The 22,193-nt window shown below is 49.0% G+C and carries 20 protein-coding genes; 11 read left to right on the forward strand and 9 right to left on the reverse strand.

What is annotated here, in order from left to right:
- Window positions 1-215: 215 nt before the first annotated feature.
- Together ompR and envZ are read left to right on the forward strand one after the other, a co-directional pair.
- On the forward strand, window positions 216-935 hold the full coding sequence (gene ompR / locus ACL9RG_RS05080) for a two-component system response regulator OmpR (protein ID WP_009635740.1): 720 nt from the start codon (window positions 216-218) through the stop codon (window positions 933-935).
- Entirely contained in the window at window positions 932-2,296 is a 1,365-nt protein-coding gene (gene envZ / locus ACL9RG_RS05085) for a two-component system sensor histidine kinase EnvZ (RefSeq protein WP_422791507.1), read from the forward strand. The genes ompR and envZ overlap by 4 nt, the downstream gene beginning before the upstream one ends.
- A gap of 365 nt (window positions 2,297-2,661) precedes the next feature.
- Here envZ and ACL9RG_RS05090 read toward each other — a convergent pair whose 3' ends face one another.
- The 8 genes from ACL9RG_RS05090 to ACL9RG_RS05125 all read right to left on the reverse strand — a co-directional run bounded on the left by ACL9RG_RS05090 (window position 2,662) and on the right by ACL9RG_RS05125 (window position 10,052).
- On the reverse strand, window positions 2,662-2,892 hold the full coding sequence (locus ACL9RG_RS05090; RefSeq protein WP_422791508.1) for a hypothetical protein: 231 nt from the start codon (window positions 2,890-2,892) through the stop codon (window positions 2,662-2,664).
- Between the two features lie 200 nt (window positions 2,893-3,092).
- Window positions 3,093-3,566, reverse strand: a complete 474-nt coding sequence (locus tag ACL9RG_RS05095; RefSeq protein ID WP_422791509.1) for a type II toxin-antitoxin system VapC family toxin — start codon at window positions 3,564-3,566, stop codon at window positions 3,093-3,095.
- The gene (locus tag ACL9RG_RS05100) at window positions 3,563-3,775 is read right to left on the reverse strand and encodes a FitA-like ribbon-helix-helix domain-containing protein (protein ID WP_422791510.1); all 213 of its coding nucleotides are present in this window, start codon (window positions 3,773-3,775) and stop codon (window positions 3,563-3,565) included. The genes ACL9RG_RS05095 and ACL9RG_RS05100 overlap by 4 nt, the downstream gene beginning before the upstream one ends.
- A gap of 120 nt (window positions 3,776-3,895) precedes the next feature.
- A complete protein-coding gene (gene pckA, locus ACL9RG_RS05105; RefSeq protein WP_422791511.1) occupies window positions 3,896-5,515 on the reverse strand; it encodes a phosphoenolpyruvate carboxykinase (ATP) in 1,620 nt (539 codons plus the stop codon).
- 248 nt (window positions 5,516-5,763) lie between these two features.
- Window positions 5,764-6,645, reverse strand: a complete 882-nt coding sequence (hslO, locus tag ACL9RG_RS05110) for an Hsp33 family molecular chaperone HslO (RefSeq protein WP_422791512.1) — start codon at window positions 6,643-6,645, stop codon at window positions 5,764-5,766.
- Window positions 6,646-6,685: 40 nt separating this feature from the next.
- Window positions 6,686-7,102, reverse strand: a complete 417-nt coding sequence (gene hslR, locus ACL9RG_RS05115) for a ribosome-associated heat shock protein Hsp15 (RefSeq protein WP_422791513.1) — start codon at window positions 7,100-7,102, stop codon at window positions 6,686-6,688.
- 23 nt (window positions 7,103-7,125) lie between these two features.
- Window positions 7,126-7,818 carry a GMP/IMP nucleotidase gene (gene yrfG / locus ACL9RG_RS05120; RefSeq protein ID WP_422791514.1) on the reverse strand — a complete coding sequence of 231 codons (693 nt, stop codon included), beginning with the start codon at window positions 7,816-7,818 and terminating at the stop codon, window positions 7,126-7,128.
- 89 nt (window positions 7,819-7,907) lie between these two features.
- Entirely contained in the window at window positions 7,908-10,052 is a 2,145-nt protein-coding gene (locus ACL9RG_RS05125; protein WP_422791515.1) for an IgaA/UmoB family intracellular growth attenuator, read from the reverse strand.
- A 594-nt stretch (window positions 10,053-10,646) separates the two neighbouring features.
- On the opposite strand from ACL9RG_RS05125, the gene nudE reads away from it, so the two are divergent.
- Complete coding sequence (gene nudE, locus ACL9RG_RS05130) at window positions 10,647-11,204, forward strand: ADP compounds hydrolase NudE (RefSeq protein ID WP_422791516.1); 558 nt, start codon at window positions 10,647-10,649, stop codon at window positions 11,202-11,204.
- A 145-nt stretch (window positions 11,205-11,349) separates the two neighbouring features.
- Here nudE and mrcA read toward each other — a convergent pair whose 3' ends face one another.
- A complete protein-coding gene (mrcA, locus tag ACL9RG_RS05135; RefSeq protein WP_422791517.1) occupies window positions 11,350-13,905 on the reverse strand; it encodes a peptidoglycan glycosyltransferase/peptidoglycan DD-transpeptidase MrcA in 2,556 nt (851 codons plus the stop codon).
- Between the two features lie 143 nt (window positions 13,906-14,048).
- On the opposite strand from mrcA, the gene pilM reads away from it, so the two are divergent.
- The 8 genes from pilM to dam all read left to right on the forward strand — a co-directional run bounded on the left by pilM (window position 14,049) and on the right by dam (window position 22,163).
- Complete coding sequence (gene pilM, locus ACL9RG_RS05140) at window positions 14,049-14,897, forward strand: pilus assembly protein PilM (RefSeq protein ID WP_422791518.1); 849 nt, start codon at window positions 14,049-14,051, stop codon at window positions 14,895-14,897.
- Window positions 14,897-15,517: a PilN domain-containing protein gene (locus ACL9RG_RS05145; protein ID WP_422791519.1), complete on the forward strand. Its 621-nt coding sequence runs from the start codon at window positions 14,897-14,899 to the stop codon at window positions 15,515-15,517. Before pilM ends, ACL9RG_RS05145 begins: the two co-directional genes overlap by 1 nt.
- Window positions 15,489-16,484, forward strand: coding sequence for a hypothetical protein (locus ACL9RG_RS05150; RefSeq protein ID WP_422791520.1), 996 nt, complete (start codon window positions 15,489-15,491; stop codon window positions 16,482-16,484). The genes ACL9RG_RS05145 and ACL9RG_RS05150 overlap by 29 nt, the downstream gene beginning before the upstream one ends.
- Window positions 16,485-16,605: 121 nt before the next feature.
- A complete protein-coding gene (gene hofQ / locus ACL9RG_RS05155; RefSeq protein ID WP_422791591.1) occupies window positions 16,606-17,796 on the forward strand; it encodes a DNA uptake porin HofQ in 1,191 nt (396 codons plus the stop codon).
- A 346-nt stretch (window positions 17,797-18,142) separates the two neighbouring features.
- Window positions 18,143-18,664 (forward strand): shikimate kinase AroK, encoded by a 522-nt coding sequence (aroK, locus tag ACL9RG_RS05160; protein WP_422791521.1) that lies wholly within the window; start codon window positions 18,143-18,145, stop codon window positions 18,662-18,664.
- Window positions 18,665-18,720: 56 nt separating this feature from the next.
- The gene (aroB, locus tag ACL9RG_RS05165; RefSeq protein WP_422791522.1) at window positions 18,721-19,809 is read left to right on the forward strand and encodes a 3-dehydroquinate synthase; all 1,089 of its coding nucleotides are present in this window, start codon (window positions 18,721-18,723) and stop codon (window positions 19,807-19,809) included.
- Between the two features lie 156 nt (window positions 19,810-19,965).
- Entirely contained in the window at window positions 19,966-21,264 is a 1,299-nt protein-coding gene (locus ACL9RG_RS05170; RefSeq protein ID WP_422791523.1) for an SPOR domain-containing protein, read from the forward strand.
- Window positions 21,265-21,344: 80 nt separating this feature from the next.
- The gene (gene dam, locus ACL9RG_RS05175) at window positions 21,345-22,163 is read left to right on the forward strand and encodes an adenine-specific DNA-methyltransferase (protein ID WP_422791524.1); all 819 of its coding nucleotides are present in this window, start codon (window positions 21,345-21,347) and stop codon (window positions 22,161-22,163) included.
- Window positions 22,164-22,193 lie beyond the last annotated feature (30 nt).

Consider the following 22,193-nt stretch of genomic DNA (forward strand, 5'->3'; position numbering starts at 1 on the left):
AGGCAAGTGCTGAGGGGAAAACAGGCGAAGATAGCATTAGCTAGCGTTCGTAAGCCTCAATACCAGACGATTAGCCTGAGATTGTTGATAATTTAGGAAAACAATATCCATTGTTACAATTTCGGCTAGAATGTATACCATTAAAAGCTAGGTGTTACGGCCAGCTTTTTTAACAATACGAACTTCAGGTATTCACGCCTTTGGGAGTAATAAAGATGCAAGAAAATCACAAAATTCTGGTGGTTGATGATGACATGCGCTTGCGCGCATTGTTGGAACGTTATTTGACCGAACAGGGCTTCCAGGTACGTAGCGTCGCTAATGCCGAGCAGATGGACCGCTTGCTGACTCGCGAATCCTTCCACCTGATGGTTCTTGATTTGATGTTGCCGGGCGAAGATGGCTTGTCTATCTGCCGCCGTCTGCGCAGTCAAAGCAACCCGATGCCAATTATCATGGTGACTGCGAAAGGCGAAGAAGTTGATCGCATCGTGGGCCTGGAAATCGGCGCTGACGATTATATTCCTAAGCCGTTCAACCCGCGTGAACTGCTGGCACGTATCCGTGCAGTATTGCGCCGTCAGGCCAATGAACTGCCGGGCGCACCGTCTCAGGAAGAAGCTGTGATTTCGTTTGGTAAATTCAAACTGAACCTCGGCACGCGTGAAATGTTCCGTGAAGATGAACCTATGCCATTGACCAGCGGTGAGTTTGCTGTGTTGAAAGCCTTGGTCAGCCATCCGCGTGAGCCGCTTTCTCGTGACAAACTGATGAACCTGGCTCGTGGTCGCGAGTACAGTGCGATGGAGCGTTCTATCGACGTACAGATTTCACGCCTGCGTCGTATGGTAGAAGAAGATCCGGCTCATCCACGTTATATCCAAACCGTTTGGGGTTTGGGCTACGTCTTTGTCCCGGACGGCAGTAAGGCATGAGACGAATACGCTTTTCACCGCGTAGCTCGTTTGCCCGAACCCTGCTGTTAATCGTCACTTTGCTGTTCGTCAGCTTAGTGACGACTTATTTGGTGGTGCTGAATTTCGCCATCCTTCCAAGCCTGCAACAGTTTAATAAAGTCTTGGCATACGAAGTGCGTATGCTAATGACTGATAAGTTGCAGTTGGAAGACGGAACGCTGTTGGAGGTCCCTCCAGCGTTCCGGCGCGAAATCTATCGCGAACTGGGTATTTCTCTTTATACCAACTCTGCTGCTGAAGAGAGCGGTTTGCGCTGGGCGCAGCATTACGAATTCCTCAGTCAGCAAATGGCCCAGCAGCTGGGTGGCCCAACGGATGTCCGCGTTGAGGTTAATAAAAATACCCCGGTAGTTTGGTTGAAAACCTGGTTGTCACCAGATATTTGGGTGCGAGTTCCTCTGACCGAAATTCATCAAGGCGATTTCTCCCCGCTGTTCCGCTATACCCTGGCGATTATGCTGCTGGCGATAGGCGGCGCATGGCTGTTTATCCGTATTCAGAACCGACCCTTGGTGGAACTCGAACACGCCGCGTTGCAGGTTGGTAAGGGGATTATTCCGCCACCGCTGCGAGAATATGGCGCATCTGAAGTCCGTTCCGTAACGCGAGCCTTCAACCAGATGGCCTCCGGTGTTAAGCAACTTGCCGATGACCGTACCTTATTGATGGCTGGTGTCAGCCACGATTTGCGTACCCCGTTGACCCGTATTCGTCTCGCGACCGAGATGATGAATGACGAAGACGGTTATTTGGCGGAGTCGATCAATAAAGATATCGAAGAATGTAACGCCATTATCGAACAGTTTATTGATTACCTGCGTACCGGTCAGGAAATGCAGACGGAGATGAGCGATCTCAACTCGATCCTGGGTGAAGTAATTGCTGCCGAAAGTGGTTACGAGCGTGAAATCGAAACCGATATCGCAGACGGTGAATTGCTGGTTGATGTGCATCCATTATCGATTAAACGTGCGGTAGTGAATATGGTGGTCAACGCCACTCGCTACGGCAATGGTTGGATAAAGGTCAGCAGCGGCAGCGAATTAAACCGTTGTTGGTTCCAGGTTGAAGATGACGGCCCGGGGATTGAACCGGATCAGTTACAACATCTGTTCCAGCCTTTCGTCCGTGGCGACAGCGCTCGTACGACCAGTGGCACTGGCCTAGGTTTGTCGATTATCCAACGTATCATTGATGCCCATGCTGGCTCACTGGATATCGGCAAGAGTCCGCGTGGTGGTTTACGGATCAGAGCTTACTTACCGCAAGTGGAAGTTACTGAGAATCAGCAGGTTCCCTCTACAGAGGTGAAAAGCTAGATCGAGCTTTTGGGCGATTTCTTTGGGCCAGAAGCGCTTTCAGATCAATGACCGTGATTTGGGGTGGTTATTAAAACCAGAACGGTGAATATTTCGGTTTATCAAATCTAGGCCGAGATTATGCGGCTTTATGAAAACCAGAATGGTGTAATTTTCGGTTCTTCAAATGCCGTGTTTAATGTGGCTTTGCAGTCTGAACCGCCAGAAGGGGCGGTAAGCGCCGCCCCTTCTGAATCCCGCGCCTTTTCAAACATTTACTCTGAGTCCAGCGGAGGCCATGTTTCAGGAGCTTGCGTGATAGCGCAAATTTCATCCCTCCAGGATGCCCGACTGCGGGGTCGAGCCAATGATAAACCTATTGTCTCTCACCACTTGCCGGTGAAATTTTGAGTGCGCTTAGCGGCTTTTAAAATCAAGTTCAAAGGTGAAGCAAAGCAGTTTTCGTTTTTGACTTCAAAAAATCCAACAAGGCGCGCTCGAAATGGCGCTGAAGGAGTGGTGAGAAATCGCGAAGGTTTATTGAGCGAGTCCGAATCCCGACTGAAGGCACTGCGGAGCAGCGGAATTTGCGCCTGTCGCTGTCGCTCCTGAAACATGGCCTCCGCTGGACTCAGAGTAAATGTTTGAAAAGGCGCCGGATTCTAAAGGGCCGCGCCTAGGCCCTTTAGACGGCTTAGGCTGCGGAGCCGTATTGAGAACTGTATTTGATAAGCCGGAACGTTCACTGTTCTGGTTTTACAAAACAGCCCAACACTCGGTAATAGCTTTCAAGCCCTAGAAACCGCCCAAAACTCTGTCAAGTTTTCCGACTCATCACATAATACTCAGCCGCTTCCTCATGCCAGCGTTGGTTGCTTGGTGTCTGCCATGGATTGATTAATTCAATGCCGATTGTACAGAACGCACTGCTCTGGCTGGTTGCCAAGGTCGCCTGATGTTGTTGGCAAATCGCGGCGATTTGTAGCGTGGTATGGCTTAGGGAATGATTGATGGGCTGGGCGGCTAACTGAGCGTAATGCAACGCGCTGGCCGCATCAAATGGCAGGATGCGGCCTGAAAAGTCTTGATTGAACATGGCTAATAACGTCGAGGAGAAACGTTGTTTCAGTTCGCCTTCACTGAGACTTGCTATTGCAGTGAACAGTTCTGCGACACTTAGCGCGGTGAGATATAGGTGGTGAGTGTCCTGTGCATCAAGCCATTGCAAAACTTGCCGCTGTGGATTGCTGCTGATGACTTCTTTGATGACGCAAGTATCGAGGATGATCATCGCGGCGGCAGTTCCAGAGGTTTGTCTGACAAAGTCGAGAATCGTTGCTGAAGTTTACTGCCAAGGCCCAGGCTCGGCTGCGTTGATTGCAACGCTTGCCGTAGGATAATACGGGCTTCTTCCTCCATCGAATGACCATTTTTGGCCGCCGACAGACGCAAGAGTTCTTTTATTTCATCATCCAGATTTCTGATGGTGATCGCGGCCATGTTTGCCTCAGGGTTATTCAGTAGTCACCGGCATATTTTGGTTCGTGGTTGGGCAGAACGCAATGCAATAAAAAAGGCGCGAGAGTCGCGCCTTTAAACCTATCACGGGCAAAGAATAACTTAGAGCTTTGGCCCAGCGTTAACTAACGCAGCACCTGCTGGCGTCACGGTATATTTATCAAAGTTGCTGATAAACCGCTGCGCCAGATCTTCTGCTTTTTCTTGCCACTCGCTTGCATTAGCGTAAGTGTTACGTGGGTCGAGGATCTCGGTTTCCACGCCTGGCAGAGCAGTCGGTACTGCAAGGCCAAAGATTGGCAGAGTGAAGGTTTCTTCTTTATCGATGTCACCATTAAGGATGGAATCAATAATGGCACGGGTGTTCTTGATAGAGATGCGCTTACCAGTACCGTTCCAGCCGGTGTTCACCAGATAAGCCTGTGCACCCGCAGCCTGCATGCGTTTTACCAGCACTTCCGCATATTGTGTTGGGTGCAGCGACAAGAAGGCCGCGCCAAAACAAGCAGAGAAGGTTGGGGTCGGCTCGGTAACGCCGCGTTCAGTACCCGCCAGTTTAGCGGTGAAGCCAGACAGGAAGTGATACTGAGTTTGATCTGCGCTCAAGCGTGATACTGGTGGCAGTACCCCGAAAGCATCGGCGGTCAGGAAAATGACTTTAGTGGCATGTCCTGCTTTAGAAACTGGCTTGACGATGTTATCAATGTGATTGATTGGGTAAGAAACACGGGTGTTCTCGGTCTTAGAACCGTCATCAAAATCAATATTACCATCGGCATCAACAGCCACGTTTTCTAGCAAAGCATCACGTCGGATAGCTGCAAAAATCTCAGGTTCAGCCTGTTGGCTCAGCTTGATAGTTTTGGCATAGCAGCCACCTTCAAAGTTGAATACGCCGTCATCATCCCAGCCGTGTTCGTCATCACCGATCAACTGACGTTTAGGATCGGTAGAAAGTGTGGTTTTGCCTGTGCCAGACAAGCCGAAGAACACCGCAACGTCGCCTTTTTCCCCAACATTGGCGGAGCAGTGCATAGATGCGATGCCTTTTAATGGCAGCAGGTAGTTCATCACTGAGAACAGACCTTTCTTCATTTCGCCGCCGTACCAGCTACCGCCGATCAACTGCACGCCTTCGGTGAGGTTGAAGGCGACAAAGTTCTCGGAATGGAGACCTTGTTCTTTCCAGTTAGGGTTGGTGCATTTCGCGCCGTTCATGACCACAAAATCTGGCTCAAAGTCGGCCAGTTCCGCCTCGCTTGGGCGAATAAACATGTTGGTAACGAAGTGTGCCTGCCAGGCAACTTCGGTGATAAAACGAACTTTAAGGCGAGAGTCAGCATTAGCGCCGCAGAATGCGTCGACGACAAACAAACGTTTGCCTGAAAGTTGCTGACCGACTAAAGATTTCAGTGATGACCAGACTTCCTGACTCATCGGCTGGTTGTCGTTTTTACCTTTGCCTTGATCAGACCACCAAATAGTGTCGCGAGTCATATCATCACGAACGATATATTTATCTTTCGGCGAACGCCCGGTAAAGATACCGGTGTCAACGTTAATGGCACCCAGTTTAGTGAGTTGGCCACGTTCGAACCCTTGCAGACCAGGCGCAGTTTCTTCCTGATACAACAAATCGTAATCTGGGTTATAGATGATTTCACTTGCCTGCTGGATACCGTATTGTGCCAGCTTCTCGGTGGAAAGATGCTTATGCGGCATATCCCTGCTCCTTGTAAGTGTTTTGTGATGTTTTTGTATTTCGAGTGGTAAAACAATTGTACGGAGAATACCTTGTCTGTCTGAGACTGCTATCAAAAATTGTCGGTAGCATTGAGTTTTTGGCTCTTTTGGGAGATGGCACACGTGAGGATGTAACTACAAAAACAGTGATACATTTTTTGCAGGTATAAAATAATGATGGGCAACAATGCAGTCACCCATCAAAAATTCATTTACTTATTAGTGTGTTAATGGACGTTGTTTTCAGTGCTGCCCGCACTGCCTGAGCGTAATGACACCATATCCATTGCATCGAAGATGTAGTGGCTACCGCAGTAATCGCAATGCATATCAATCTGGCCGTCTTCTTCCAACATTTCCAGCACTTCTTCATCAGGCAGCGTCAATAGCGCATCACCGCAGCGCTCACGCGAGCAGGTGCAACGGAAGCACACATCTTGTGGTTCATAAAGGGTGACTTCTTCCTGATGGTACAGGCGATATAACACTTCATTAGCCGGTAAGGTGAATAGCTCCTCGGCTTTGATAGTGGTTGTCAGTTGTACCAAATTATTAAATTCTTCAGCATCGGTTTCTTGTGCCGGGAGAACTTGCAGCAGCATACCGCCAGCAGCAGGCTGGCCTGCTGATTCGCCGGTACGGATGAAAATACGGGTAGGCAACTGCTCGGATTGCATAAAGTAGTTTTCCAAACATTCAGCCAGCGTTTCACCTTCCAGACCTACGATGCCTTGATAACGCTCACCTTCGCTAGGTGTAATGGTGATCACCATATAGCCGTTGCCAATCATTTGCTTCAAGCTGCTATCTGCAGCAATTTCACCCTGAAGACGGGCAACGCCACGCATTTCCTGGCGGTTATTGCCGTTGATAACGGCCAACTTTAATGGGCCATCGCCTTGTAACTGAACGGTGATGTCACCATCAAATTTCAGTGTTGCGGTGAGCAGGCTGGTTGCGACCAACATTTCACCCAAAAGGTGACGGACTTCTGCCGGATAATCATGGCCAGCAATAATTTGCTGATAAGTTTCGCTTAGTGAAACCAACTCACCACGTACGGCGTGATGGGTGAACAAATAGCGGTGTAACTGGTCTGGATTGGACATAATATTCTCTCTGTTTGGCGTTTGAAGCGGCTTGAGCATCTTAGCTATCGTCTGCTTCGCCATATTTAAATTTGATCAGGTTGCGACGTTCTTTTTTATCTGGACGTCGGTCAGGATGCGGCATAGTTAACGCATTCAGTTTACGCGCCTGGGCAACTTTCTCCCGGTTATCAATGCTGGCCTGCGTTTCCTTGTACAGCTGTTGTGCTTCTTCTGCTCCACGACGCTGGCCGGTCAGGCCCAGAACAACGATGGTTCTCTCATCATTGCCTTGTCGCAGTTTTATCTCTGCATTCACCTCGACCTGTTTGCTAGGTTTCCCCCGCTGGCCGTTATAGTGAACCTTACCGCCTTCAATCATTTCGCGGGCAATAGCCCGTGTTTTATAAAACCGCGCCGCCCATAACCATTTATCGAGCCTAACGCTGTCATCCAATTGTGTCGTTTTATCCTTCATAATGGCTCCTTAAAACGGACGGATTATGAACTGAACGCCGCTGTTGAATGTTGCAAGGATGGCAACAAGCAATGGTAATCATTAACCGATGGATGGTTTAAAAACACTTTATTGGCAGCACTGGAGTCAGGATTTTCGATGCCGAGACAATAGCGGATGCCAAAGTTTTTTGCCGCATCGAGAATCGGTTCACCGTCATCGACAAAGAGCGTGCGCTGCGAGTCGAAATTAAGGTGCTTTTGTACCGCTTGCCATAAACGATGATCTTCTTTCGGATAACCAAATGTGTGGGTGGAAAGTAATAAATCAAGGTGCTTATCTAAGCCGGTATGCGCAATTTTTACCGCGAGTCCGTGAGTGTGGGCGTTAGTCAGTAAAATCGTCCGGCGTCCGCTATCGCGTAATGCGTGCAGAAAGGGCAGGGTATCTTCGCGTAAGCGTGCCGTTGCGCCAATATCGGCGATCATTTGATAAATATCGAGATCGAGTTTTTCAGCCCAGTAATCAAAGCAATACCAGTTCATGGTGTGCTGGACCGCCAGATATTCCCGGTGGATAAGCGCTTTGGCGTCTTCAATAGGAATGTGGCGTTTTTGGCTGAGCGTTAAAGGTACGGTATGTAGCCAAAAACGACTGTCAAAAGCCAAATCTAATAATGTGCCATCCATGTCCAGCAGCACGGTATCAATGTTTTTCCAGTCAAAATCTGGCGGCATGCAAGCTCCTGGCGGATGAGAATATTGGTGAGGTAACGGATAAAGATAATGACGGCCGGGTACCGTCATGTCACCGAAACTCACGCACTTTATTTATGAGGGCGCAGCGGCGAAGCCATGAACGTTGGATTAAAGCAGTGGTTGTAGTAATCCTGTATATCTTTAATACGATGCTTATCTTTGATGATGCGTTTCGTTAACACAATGACATTATAAATCATGCAGGCCGCCAAAAGCACCAATAACAAACTGGTGCCAAGATAGCGCCAAAGTGTTGAGATATCCGGTTCGCTGTGCAGGCTGATATGTCGGGTGCCATTGGCATCAGTATTAATATTAGTGATCACGCCTTGGGCGGTAAACGGCGCGTGCAGCAGCATCGTAGACAGGCTCTGGAGCTGAGCCCATTGCATCTGCGGGTTATAGTTAAATAGCGGCACTGAAGGCGCAGGTTGCGCGACCAGCTGTTTACCTTCATCGTTACTGATCAAGAATCCGCCAGGCGGTGGACTATTCAGTGCTTCAGCTGCCCGTAATGTTTCATGGGTGAAAAACGATGCGGTTGCTGTATTTGCCAAATCGCTAAGCATTTGTGCACTGACTGGGCGCAATAGAACATTCATGCCTTTAAGTGAACCAGATTGTGCTCGTTTAACGAGCGCAGCCCAGTTGTCTGCATTACCCAGATTCACTAAGGCATTTTTCAGGCGCACACAATTTTCGTTGTTGCCGCAAAGGTCTTGGGTTTTCAGCACGATATCTGAGAAATCATCGAGCAAAATCATGCCTGATTTTTCGATAGCAGTTGCTAATTGCGGGTTAATCGATTGCTCCGTTGCGCTATTGGCTGGATGCAATTGATTGTTCAGCGTTGCCAACAGTGCATTGGCTGCCTCTACTGTTTCTGATTCGGGTATCGGCAGCGGTGCCGCTTCATTCCAGTAAATGCCAGAGCAGTCGAAAGGCGCAAAGTTATTGCTTGGCCGCGTGTTGAAATGCGGTGGAACATAGCACATACCATTGCCCTTTACTTTCAGGATATCCCCAACGCGTAAGGGCGTTTTCTCTAATTCTTCTACGTGGCTGACTTGCGTAGTTTGCGCTCCTTGCAGCCAAGCCACGCTGAGCTTGAAAGGTAAACTCAGTGGGACATAAATAAACATCATCGCAAGTAAGATGAATGAACAGCAGGCCATCAACAGGTTCTTACCCCAATGTTGTAGCGGGAAGTTTTTCACTTCATCGTGCAGTGACAGGTAGTTCCCCTGACGCACAACCTGCTGATTGACGTAAACATCAATGTCAGTTTTTTGGCCCAGTTCATTATTAATATAGGGTTGCCAATGTGCCGGATAGACTAAATCGAGCACGCCCAGAGAGATATTGCTGATATCACCTTGGTTGGATTCGCCAAATAATCCCAAACGTTTAGGCATTCCCCGCAGGCAATGAATTTCTTTACGGTTCAAGCCCATTGACTGCGGAATAATGCGCCATGCTAACCAGCCGATCAAAATCGCAACACAAGCCAGCATCCAGGGCAAGATGGCAACCGGCCCGATAAGCGTAACGAACAGCAGCACCATAATCAGAGCGACGACGGCCGCCTCGCGAACGCCGTTTGATTGCGTAAGCTTTTGCTCTTCGTTGGTCTCTTTGCGCACATTAAGTAATTCAACATACGCATTATCTTCTTGCCGGATTGAGGCGTTTTCCGGCGGTTGACTCGGCACCGTTGGTGAAGGCGAGGTGCGATCATAAATGTGGTTCGCCAGTGAATGGCCGTTTAGTGAGATAACCAGCGGGACACTTTGCGTCTTGATAAGCTCAACATGATTTTCTGCCGCAATATATTGTTCCCAGAATGGCGGCAGATGAATCTCAGTGGTATCGATGAAATAGCGTGACTTGTTGTGTGTTTCACTGGCCAGCCCATAACGCGTAATCGCATTGGTGACCGAGAAGACGTTTTCACTTTTGGCAGTTAAGGTCAGCTTATCGCTCGATAACGAGAAGTTATTATTGTGTAGTAGGGGAGATTGCTCTGGACGTTGGCTATGGCGCAGGTATTGCTCTACCGCATCCCGTTCTTGTCGGGTCAGTTTCCGTTGCTTAGGATTTGATAAATTGATCGATGACAGGGCCACACGTCGGCGCTGGCGGGTAAACCAGATATAAACGCCTAGAGCAGTGAGACCAACAATCAATACAATCAATATCACAACAGTGCTCATCCGATCCCCGTTCAGATGCAGATGGCCTTATGCCATCAGAGAAGAATATGTTCTGTTCAACATAAAATATGTTCTATTCAACATAAAAGTTGGCTTGGGCCAATGTATAAGGATAAAGGCGAGCATAGTACAATTTATGCTCTTTGCCCTTCAAAATGCAGAGGTGTTTGCTGCCCTCGTTCACTCGAATTCCTTGTTGATACAAGTGCATCAGGATGAGTTCGGTAATCGCCTGCTCGTATCTCGAAGTAACTTGGTTACCTGTTTTTCTTAGGTCTAATCAAGCAGCAACGCAATATACGCCATTTTTGAGCATAACAACATTCTTACTAACACTGATATCAGGTCTAATCCTATTTTTAAATGTCGGTTGACTTGTTATTGAAGGATCTCTTCTGTGACTTCTTTTGACTCTGGAAGCCAATCGGCCCACAAGAAGTGGATATCAGGCTAAAATTTAGCGTTCAATGATTGCGATTGAGGCCAGCATTAACGCACAATGCAGTCAACTGAACATTTTTCTAGCAGGCAAATATAGCTTTTTTCACCGACAAGCGTTGGTCTGCGCAAAGGAATAATTTAATTGGGGACGATATGGATAAGCATCTGCAAAAACCTAAAATCCTAAAAGTAGACACTGTCGCCAGCTCCCGTTTGTTTACTATCGAGTCGGTTGACCTGACATTCAGCAATGGTGTGAATCGAGTCTACGAGCGCATGCGTTCTTCTGGCCGTGAAGCGGTGCTTATTGTGCCGGTAATTGGCGACGATTTGTTGCTGATTCATGAATACGCGGTGGGAACAGAAAGCTACGAATTAGGTTTTCCAAAAGGACTCATCGATCCTGGCGAAAGCGTGCTTGAAGCCGCAAATCGCGAGTTGATGGAGGAGGTCGGGTTTGGCGCAAAGCATTTTGATGTGCTGGCGAAATTGAGCATGGCCCCGTCTTATTTCTCTAGCAAAATGAATATTGTTATTGCTAAAGGATTATATCCGCAGAGTCTGGAAGGTGATGAGCCTGAACCGCTGCCACAGACCCGTTGGCCTATATCTCGTATGATGGAGTTGTTGCAACAACCTGATTTTACTGAAGCCAGAAACGTTAGTGCACTGTTTTTGGCGCGGGAATTCTTGCAGCGTGAGCTTCTCTAATCGCCCTAATCGTTGAGATTGAGTTAGCGAGAATAAAAAAGCCGGTCTGCTTATCAGCATGACCGGCTTTTTGTTGCCTTTTTGACGTCGCGAGGTCAGACACTTTCGTACCTGACCGACATTTCGGTACTATTTAGCTCATCTATCAGAACAGTTCATGCGACTCACCATTATCCATAATGGTGGTACCGACTTCATGAACAGCGCGTTCTGTTGGCTGGGTGCCATCGATAAAGTATTCAGGACGGCTGCTGCTGGTGCCGTCAGATAGCTTACCGGTTTTTCTATCGATATTAACCGTCACAATACCCGGCGGTGGTGCCAGCGGTTGCTCGGGAACGCCTTCCAGCACGGCTTTCATATAATCGTCCCAGGCTGGCTGTGCCGTTTTGGCTCCGCCTTCATAGCCAGAGATCTGATCCGCAATTGCTCCTGATGCGGTGGTACGGCCTAAATCGCGGCGGTGATCGTCAAAACCGATATACACAGACGTCACGTAACCAGGGCCATAACCGGAGAACCATGCATCTTTTGAACTGTTGGTCGTACCGGTTTTTCCACCGATATCGTGACGTTTCAAATCACGTCCTGCACGCCATGCGGTACCCATCCAACCTGGTTCACCAAAGATATTGCTGTTTAGCGCATCGTGGATCAGGAAAGAGAGCTGAGTGCTGATAACGTGCGGCGCATATTCCTGGTCGCCGTCTTTCGCAACTTGAGTCGTAGTGACCTGCTCGAGTTGTGGCATTGGTACCGAATTGTTATTGGCTTCATTAGACACGGCGACATTTTCAACATTGTCATCTGACAACACTGCTGAATGCTGAGAGTCACCATAAATCACCGGTATATTGCAGGTTTCACAGGCAATTTTAGGTTTCTCTTCAAACACGGTTTTACCCGATTCGTCGATAATTTTACTGATGAAGTACGGATCAATCAGATAGCCGCCGTTGGTCAGTGTGGCGTAGCCTCGTACCAGCTGTAACGGGGTAAAGGACGCAGAACCCAATGCCAGTGATTCTGAGTGCACGATGTTGGCTGCCGGGAAGCCGAAACGTTGCAAATAGTCCGCCGCATAGTCGACACCCATTGCTCGCATCGCACGTACCATGACGACGTTTTTAGATTGCCCTAAACCTTGGCGTAAACGGATTGGACCATCGTAGGTTGCCGGGGAGTTCTTCGGTCGCCAATCGGTACCAGCACCGGCATCCCAACGGGTAATTGGCGCATCGTTGAGAATAGAAGCCAGCGTGAGCCCTTTGTCCATAGCCGCGGTATACAGGAATGGTTTGATGTTTGAACCTACCTGACGTAAAGCTTGGGTCGCTCGGTTGAATTTGCTCTGGTTGAAGTCGAATCCACCGACTAATGCTTCGACAGCACCGTTTTGTGGGTTCAATGACACGATAGCTGAGTTAACGTCTGGCACCTGAGACAGCCACCAATCATCGCCAACTTTGCGGATCCAGACTTGTTGGCCTGAGTGCACGACCTCGTTCACGCTTTTTGGCGTTGGGCCTTGGCTGATATCTGAACGATAAGCTCGTGCCCAGCGCATACCGCTAAATGGCAGGCTGACGCTCTCGCCGTTGGCCATTAACGCCGTTGCCTGCGCATTGTCCGTCTGGGTAATAACCGCAGGGAACAGTGGCCCATAAACCGGCAGATTTTTTAGCGACTCAACAATGCGTTTTTGATCCCAAGGCGTTTCACCTGCTTTCCACAGCACGTTAGCCGGGCCGCGGTAACCGTGGCGCATATCATAAGCTAAGACGTTATTACGTAAGGCGTCTTGTGCAGCCAACTGGGTCTTTTTCGTAATAGTGGTGTAAACCTGATAGCCATCGGTATACGCGTTATCACCATAACGTTTCACCATCTCTTGGCGCACCATTTCAGTCAGATAAGGGGCTGAGAAGGCGATTTCTGGCGCGTGATAGTTAGCAACCAGCGGTTCCTGGCGCGCTTCATCATACTGAGCTTGAGTGATGTATTTCTCATCGAGCATGCGCGCTAAGACAACATTGCGGCGTGCTAGCGCACGGCTGTGGGAATACAGCGGGTTAAACGTTGACGGCGCTTTTGGCAAGCCGGCGATAACAGCCATCTCACCTAGCGTAAGCTGATCAACATTCTTACCAAAATAGACCTGAGCCGCCGAACCTACGCCATAAGCGCGATAGCCGAGATAAATCTTGTTGAGATATAGCTCAAGAATTTCATCCTTGTTCATCAACTGTTCAATACGGATAGCCAGGAAGGCTTCCTTGATTTTGCGAGTCAATGTGCGTTCTGGGCTAAGGAAGAAGTTTCTCGCCAGCTGTTGAGTGATGGTACTTGCCCCTTGGCTTGCATGGCCAGAGACCAACGCTACGGAAGCCGCTCGGAAAATACCGATTGGGTCAACACCGTGGTGCTCGTAGAAACGGCTGTCTTCAGTGGCAATAAACGCATGCACCAGATTCGGTGGGATCTGATCGAGTTTCAGTGGAATACGGCGTTTCTCACCGTATTGAGCGATCAAATTGCCCTCGGCACTGTAAACCAGCATTGGCGTTTGCAAACGCACATCTTTTAGCGTGGCAACGTCAGGTAGCTGTGGCTCGATATATCGATAAAGCCCATATATCGAGGCAACTCCCAACAAAATGCAACACAGTGCAAAAATGAATAAATACTTTACGAACTTCACCTGAGATTTCCCATTAAATGACTTTTGGGCAGTTTATAAATAACCGCGCGCGCAGTACGGTGGTGGCAGGCAAGAGTATAAAGGCAAGCCTACGACATGGATACGTTCTTTTTTCAACCAAATGATATGGAGGTCAGGCCGATATGTGTCTAAAAGCATGGCAGATAGGTTTGGATATTCAAACCGGATATGCCAGAGCAATAGCCGTTCAGCGGAGACGCAACGGTTGGCAATTGCGTCATTGGTGGCAGCACCCCATCACGGAGGATATTCTGCGTGAGGGGATATTATATGAGACCGCGCCACTAATCGCCATTTTATCCAAGTGGCGCTCCAGCTTGCCCAGACAAATTTCATTGCGTTTAAGTCTTCCGGCGCAGCGAATCATGCAGCAACGCATGCCAGAACCAGACATGCGGCTGCGTGAGCCTCATCGCGAAACCTACATCAAAACCAGCGCCAGTAAGCAACTTCCACTAAGTCAGCAATCGTTGGTGATGGATTATCGCGCCGACCCTTGTGGCGATCGGCAGCTTATTGTCACCGCAGCGCAGCAAAAAGAGGTAGCCCAGTGGCAGGCCTGCTTGGCACAGGCAGGTTTATTTCCACAGGTGATGGAGCTTGCGCCTTGTGCGCTGCAAATCGCCGCTTGTGCAGCCAGATTAAACCCCGAAACGCTATTAGTTCACCCATTAGACGGTGGCTGGATGTGGGCTTCGCCTTGGGGGCTGCCTTTTGAATTTGGCGTCATCAATGCCGAAGAAGCGCCAGAACTTACACAATTGCGCCAAGCTATCGTGTTGCAATATCGGGCCGGGAAGCTCTGTGAAGAGGGGCTTTATTGCAGTCATACCTTCGACGGACCAATGCCTGATGTATGGAAAAGTTGGTCACCGCTGTGTGCTTTGACACAAATGTCTGCGCCGCTCCCAGGTAATCCAGAAGCCTTTGCAATAGCGATGGGGCTGGCGCTAAGAGCGGATGACGGCTGATGCTACAAGTCAATTTATTACCGTGGAGACAATGGCAGCGCCTGCGGCGTTTAAGTAATGCATTTTGTGTTGTTACGGTCCTAATCATGCTGATAGTGCCGTTGTTCATCGGTTGGCAGTGGTATTTGCAAGATGATATTGCCACCAATCAAAGAACGCTGGCTGCATTGGCGCATCAGCGACAGGCTTTGGCACACCAACAAAGCCTGGTAGATAAGGCCGAGGCGTCCTTATTACTGGTACAGCAGAGAAGGGAGCAAAGTTTGCAACAATATCGGCGTAGTTTGCGTTATCTAAATTTGCTGCAAGCTGTCTCCACAGCGATCCCCGATGAGGTGTGGCTAACACAATTGCATGAACATGACGGCAAACTGATGTTATCTGGGCTCAGTCTGGACTATCCCCAACTATTGGCATTCAGTAAACATTTGCAGTCTTTTGGTGTATTGGAACATATCACCCTCCACGAAGTGAGTCAGCTACCCACGCAGCGCCTGCGTTTTGTGATTCGTGCCAACTTGAGTGAACAGGATAATTCGCCGTTAGCCGAATACGGCCTTTTCCTCGATAGGGGCAACAAGGAGCCTTTCTATGCGCGTATTTTATCGTCATCACGGTGATAAAAATCGTCTGAATACAAAGAGCTTCCCTGGCCTCTTGGCGGCTAACCCGGCTTTGACAAGATGGCTCGATAAACCACGATGGCAACGGGTGATGTGGATGGGCGCGGTACTGTTGATCCTTTGTTGTGGAGCATATTGGCTCATGATCCACGGGCTTTGGCAGGAACAGCAACGGATAAGTCAGGATGTCTCGCAACAGCGCCTAACGGTTATTACACAGTATCGCGCGTTGCTCCTGCGCCCTGTCAGGGCTGAAGTAGATGAAAAACGACAGGCATTATTGATGCAGGAAAAAAGCCGGCCGCCGCTTACGCAACAAATCGCTGCACCGTTGGCGGCATCTAACGCGCGGTTAAAGCAGTGGCAACCCGAACCTGCTGTTGAATCGGGTTTATCGCGCTCGGCGCTGAAAGTGCAAATGGATTATCCGGGCCTGGCCGTTTTCCTACAAAAACTGTTAGCGGGGAGCAGTCCACCGTCTATCGAGCAGCTTAGCCTTAACGCTATTTCAGGTGAGCTAGATATCGACATGCTGCTATCGGCATCGCGTTATTCTGCCCAACGGCCCGCTATGCCAGATGTGGTGTTATCCCGCGACCCTTTTAACCAACGAACAATAGAACAGTGCCTTGAGCGGCATGATGTATTAAGCCAATCGCTGCTTAAAGGTATTGTCGGTAGCAATACAAAGCGAACCGGCTGGCTAGCCTGGCCGGATGGCAGTTGGAAAAAGGCACAAGCAGGGCACAGTATTTCCTCTACGGACTGGTTAGTTGATTCGGTTGCTACCGATAGCATCGTGCTGATACGTCATGGGCTGAAAAATGACGGTGCATCTTGTGATGCAGGTCATAAGCGGATGAGCCTTCACCCGGAGAGCGAAAACCAGAAGAAGCCAGAGAAAGCATTACAAAAATGGATTAATAAGGCAGAACAGGATGACATGGACGATCAAGGTAGCTAGCAGGCTGGGGTGGATAATAACAATTATTGGGTTGGCGGTAGTGCCAGCCGTTCAGGGACACGCGGCAAAAACCAAGGCAGGGAAGACGCACGTTATCGATAAAACAATCGGCAACGCAGCCATGAACAAGATAAGCCTAGAGTTTAACGACGCGCCGCTGAATGTGGTTTTACAGGCGTTGGCGGATCACCAACAGCTGAATCTGGTTGTTGCGCCAGGTGTCGAGGGAGTATTAAGCCTGCGTTTGAGAGATCTGCCGTGGCAGCAGGCATTCGAGATTATTTTGCAGATGGGTAAGCTGACCAGTAAGAAGCAGGGCAACGTACTGATGATTTTTCCTGAATCGGAACTGCTATTGCTGCACCAGCAGGAAGTCGAACGAAAGGCGCAGCAGTTGAGTGAACAGCCGTTAGTGAGTAAAACATGGGCATTAAAACACGCTGATGCTAACGAAGTCGCAACCAGTTTGAACGCCCAGCAAGGTGCCTTGTTATCGGTACGTGGACAGGCCTCGGCAGATAGCCGTACTAACACGCTATTAGTTCGCGACACTGCCAAGGTGCTGGACGATGTTTTATCTTGGGTTGATGCGATGGACAGACCGTTACAACAGGTGCAATTGGTGGCGCATATCGTGACGATTAACAGCCATAGTTTGCGTGAGCTTGGCGTGCGTTGGGGTTTTAACTCGTCGGAAACTCAAGCCAGCAGCATGGTCATTGATCACCTGAATATGGGCTTACCCGTTGCGAATCCAACGCTGACTGCAGGCTTTAATCTGGCACGCATTAGCGGGCGGTTGTTGGATCTGGAACTTACTGCGTTGGAGCAAGAAGGAAACGTTGAGATTATTGCCAGCCCAAGATTGCTGACGGCCCATGCACAAACCGCCAGCATCAAGCAGGGAACTGAGATTCCTTATCAGGTTTCTAGCGGGGCAAGCGGGAGTACGTCCATCGAATTCAAAGAGGCAGTGTTAGGTATGGAGGTGACGCCCAAAATCCTGCCCAATGGTGCAATCACGCTAGCACTAGAAATTAGCCAGAATATGCCGGGTCGTTCTATTCGCCAGGCTGAAGGGGAAGCGCTAGCAATAGATAAGCAGGAAATCAAAACTCAGGTCACGGTCAAAAATGGGGAGACCATTGTGCTCGGTGGCATTTTCCAGCGCCATAATGAGAAAGGTCAAAGTAAGGTTCCCGGGCTTGGCAATGTGCCCGTTATTGGATCATTGTTTAAATATCAATCAACAGAACAGCGACGACGCGAGTTAGTCATTTTTATTACCCCAACATTGATAGAAAGCCAATAGGATAACGGTTCGCTAATGTATGAAATGGCATACTAAAGTTGAACTTATGAAACTTTTTGTGTCACTAAAGCCTTATGGGTTTGACGCTGCGGCCGATTTAGCTTACAAGGGTTACCGAATTGAGCACCGAGATTTTTAATTAATGCAATCACGCCGAAAAAAACGTACGTTTTCCCTCCTGCGGCGTGGTTTGTAATTTATTCGGTTGCCAAACTACCAGGAGTGTTGAGATAATTTTTATCTGATCTCACACTATCGCTCATGAGGTTTCAGTTTAGGTCCCGTCGCTGATTTGATTGGCGGGGCGGGTTATCATCAACGAATTGTCTTAGTAATACCGAAAAACATGGCAGAGAAACGCAATATCTTTCTGGTTGGGCCTATGGGTGCCGGCAAAAGCACTATTGGTCGACAGTTAGCTCAACAACTCAATATGGAGTTCTTCGACTCCGATCACGAAATTGAGCGACGTACCGGAGCTGATGTGGGCTGGGTATTTGATTTGGAAGGCGAAGATGGATTCCGCGACCGCGAAGAAAAAGTGATCAACGAACTCACCGAAAAACAAGGCATCGTTCTGGCAACTGGCGGCGGCTCGGTTAAATCCCGTGAAACCCGTAACCGTTTGTCTGCGCGAGGCGTCGTCGTATATTTAGAAACTACAATTGAAAAACAGTTGGCACGCACACAGCGTGACAAAAAGCGTCCTTTGTTGCAGGTCAGCGCACCGCCACGAGAAGTATTAGAAGCATTAGCGGCTGAGCGTAACCCGTTGTATGAAGAGATTGCCGATGTCACTATCCGTACTGACGATCAAAGCGCCAAAGTAGTTGCTAACCAGATAATCAACATGCTGGAAAGTAACTAAGTTTGGTATTTCGCAATTGCCTGAGAGTGTAAGTTAAGAAGGTCACTGAGCGCGAGATGGAGAGGATTACCGTAACGTTAGGGGAGCGTAGTTATCCCATTACGATTGCCGCCGGATTATTTAATGATCCGGCTTCTTTTATGCCTATAAAGGCTGGCGATCAGGTCATGCTGGTAACAAACCAGACTTTGGCGCCTCTCTATCTGGACAAGGTCCGTTCAGTGTTAGAGCAGGCAGGCGCTCATGTTGATCAGGTGATTCTACCTGACGGTGAGCAGTATAAATCCCTGTCTGTTCTTAATGATGTCTTTTCCGCGTTACTGGAGAAGCCTCATGGTCGTGATACCACGCTTGTTGCCCTTGGCGGTGGCGTGATTGGAGATTTGACAGGTTTTGCTGCGGCAAGTTATCAGCGCGGCGTTCGCTTTGTTCAAGTGCCAACGACTCTTCTATCTCAGGTCGATTCTTCCGTTGGGGGCAAAACTGCCGTCAACCACCCGTTAGGCAAAAACATGATAGGCGCATTTTATCAACCTGCGTCTGTTGTCGTCGATCTCAATTGCCTGCAAACACTTCCTGCCCGTGAGTTGTCCTCAGGACTGGCAGAGGTGATAAAATACGGCATTATTTTAGATGCCGACTTCTTTACTTGGCTTGAAGACAACATGGATGCGTTGTTGGCTCTCGATATGAGTGCTATGGCTTACTGTATCCGTCGTTGCTGCGAGCTGAAAGCTGAAGTAGTGGCTGCCGATGAACGTGAAAGCGGCATGCGCGCTTTACTCAATCTAGGCCATACTTATGGTCATGCCATCGAAGCCGAAATGGGCTACGGCAACTGGCTGCATGGAGAAGCTGTTGCAGCAGGAATGGTGATGGCGGCCTTTACCGCTCACCGTTTAGGACAGTTTAGCTTACAGGATGTTGAACGTATCAAACGACTTATCTCACGTGCTGGCTTGCCTGTTAGCGGCCCTGATGAGATGACGGCGGAATCTTATCTGCCACATATGATGCGAGACAAGAAAGTGTTGGCGGGAAAATTGCGATTGGTACTGCCTACGGCAATCGGACAATCAGAAGTACGTTCTGGTGTGTCTCACGAAATGGTGCTGGCCTCCATTGAGGATTGTCGGACTGTTTGAGCCTAGTGCTTAACAGACTTCAGTTTTGCTAAACAGCCCGGCAATAAATGATGACGGGCTGCTTTGTGTCAGCAGAAAGTTAGCGTTTATCCGCCATAATTGTTGCCTGCTTAATGTGATGCTATGCGGGCCTTAGGCTGGGTTGGAGGATTTTAGATGGATGATGTAAAACCAGAAGATGCTCTGAAATCAGAACACAATCTGAAGTCAGAACATGACCTGATCCCAGAGCATGACTTGCTCCCAGAAGATGATCTCATTCCTGAGGACGATCTTAAACCCGATACAAGCGATCGTCCTGTTTCACGTTCTTCCCGTTCGCGCAAACCCGCAGCTTCTGCTTCTGGCCCTAAAGCATCTGGCGCTAAAACAGCGGTATCTCGTCAACATATCATGATTGGTGTCGGTATTTTGGTGCTGATTTTACTGATCGTTGGTATCGGTTCGGCGCTAAAAGCACCGACTGAACACCAGCTTTCTCAGCAGGCCAACGCACCCAAAGATATTAATTTGTCTGGTGCAGGTAGCGATGCTGCTGCAACGCCAGCACAACCAGCAGACGGTTCTCAGCCATCTGTGGCTCCATCTTCTGCAACTCAGCCTCAGACAGATGCGGCTCAACCGTCTCCTGCCCAACAGCCGGCAGCCGATGGACAACAGCAGCCGCAGAATATTGGTTTACCACCGATCTCTTCTACGCCGACGCAAGCTGCCGCACCGACAGGTGATGCACAGCTTAAAGAGCGTGTTGATTTGCCTGGTGATATCAATGATGCGTTGGCTCAACAGCAGAACCAGGTCAACGCGGCCGCTCAAGATGGCATTAATGCTGGGACACAGTCTCAGACCTCTTTGCCAACAGCACCAGCAACGGTTGATACTTCAATCAAAGGCGCACCGAAAGTTGTCGCTCCTGTTAAAGAGACTGCTCCACGTCCAGTGCGTAGCAAACCTGCACCGGTTGAGCATCGTCAGCCTGCGCATGTTGCGCCAGTACGCGAAGCTAAGCCTAAAGCACATGAGCAAGTGCGTAAGCCAGTAGTGCAAAAAACCCAAGAGCATAAGCCAGCAGTGCATCAGTCCGAAGCTCGTACGCCTGTTGCTGTTAAGCCGGAAGCCAAAGCGCCAGCGCATGTGGCCGCTCAACAGCCAGCGGCAGTTGCCAGTGGCAGTGCAAGCTCACTGAAATCTGCACCGGGCAGTCATTTTACTCTGCAATTAAGCGCGGCATCGCAAGCAACTTCGCTGCACAATTTTGCCAAGCAGCAGGGTTTGAAGAACTATTCGGTTTATCAGACTGTACGTAATGGCCAACCTTGGTTTGTGTTGGTGAGTGGCAATTATGCTTCTTCTGCTGATGCTAAACGTGCAATAGCTAGCTTGCCTGCTGATGTTCAGGCGAAAAAACCGTGGGTTAAACCTGTACATCAAGTGCAGCAAGACCTGAAAAAATGAATTTGATCTCGTACGCGATTGCTGTCTAAAAGCAGAGTACAATCCGCGGCTGTGAATTGTATAAGTAGCTAATTGATAGCATGAAGAAAAACCGCGCTTTTTTAAAATGGGCTGGTGGCAAGTATCCGCTGGTAGATGACATCAAACATCATCTACCTGCGGGGGATTGTTTAATTGAGCCTTTTGTTGGTGCGGGATCGGTATTTCTGAATACTGATTACAAATCGTACATCCTGGCTGATATTAACAGCGACCTGATTAATCTTTATAACATCGTGAAAACCCGCACAGACGAATTTGTGCGGGATGCTCGCGTGCTTTTTTCCCCTGAATTTAATCAATCAGAGCGCTTTTACGAATTTCGGGAAGAGTTTAACCGCTCTCAGGATGACTATCGCCGCTCGGTACTTTTTTTGTATCTCAACCGTCATTGCTACAACGGGCTGTGCCGCTATAACTTGAGCGGTGCTTTTAACGTCCCATTTGGCCGTTACAAGAAACCTTATTTCCCCGAGGCTGAACTCTACTGGTTTGCCGAAAAAGCACAGAATGCACAGTTTGTCTGCGAGCATTACCAGCAAACTCTGTTGAAAGCGAAAGCCGGATCGGTGGTGTATTGCGATCCGCCTTATGCGCCGCTCTCGGCAACGGCGAATTTTACGGCCTATCACACCAATAATTTTAGCATGGCAGATCAGATGAACCTGGCTCAGTTAGCCGCTCAGCTTTCTAGTAAGCACGGGGTACCCGTACTGATTTCCAATCACGAGACGCCGCTGACGCTTGAGTGGTACGCTGGTGCTGAGTTGCATCGGGTTTCCGCTCGCCGGACTATCAGCAGTAATGCATCTCAACGTAGTAAAGTGAATGAGCTTTTGGCACTGTACTGTAAAGGCTAAGACCAATATCGCTAAGCTAGGGTCATGGCT

The organism is Rouxiella sp. Mn2063 (assembly GCF_049319665.1).
In the GTDB taxonomy this organism is placed as follows: Bacteria; Pseudomonadota; Gammaproteobacteria; order Enterobacterales; family Enterobacteriaceae; genus JBMOUD01.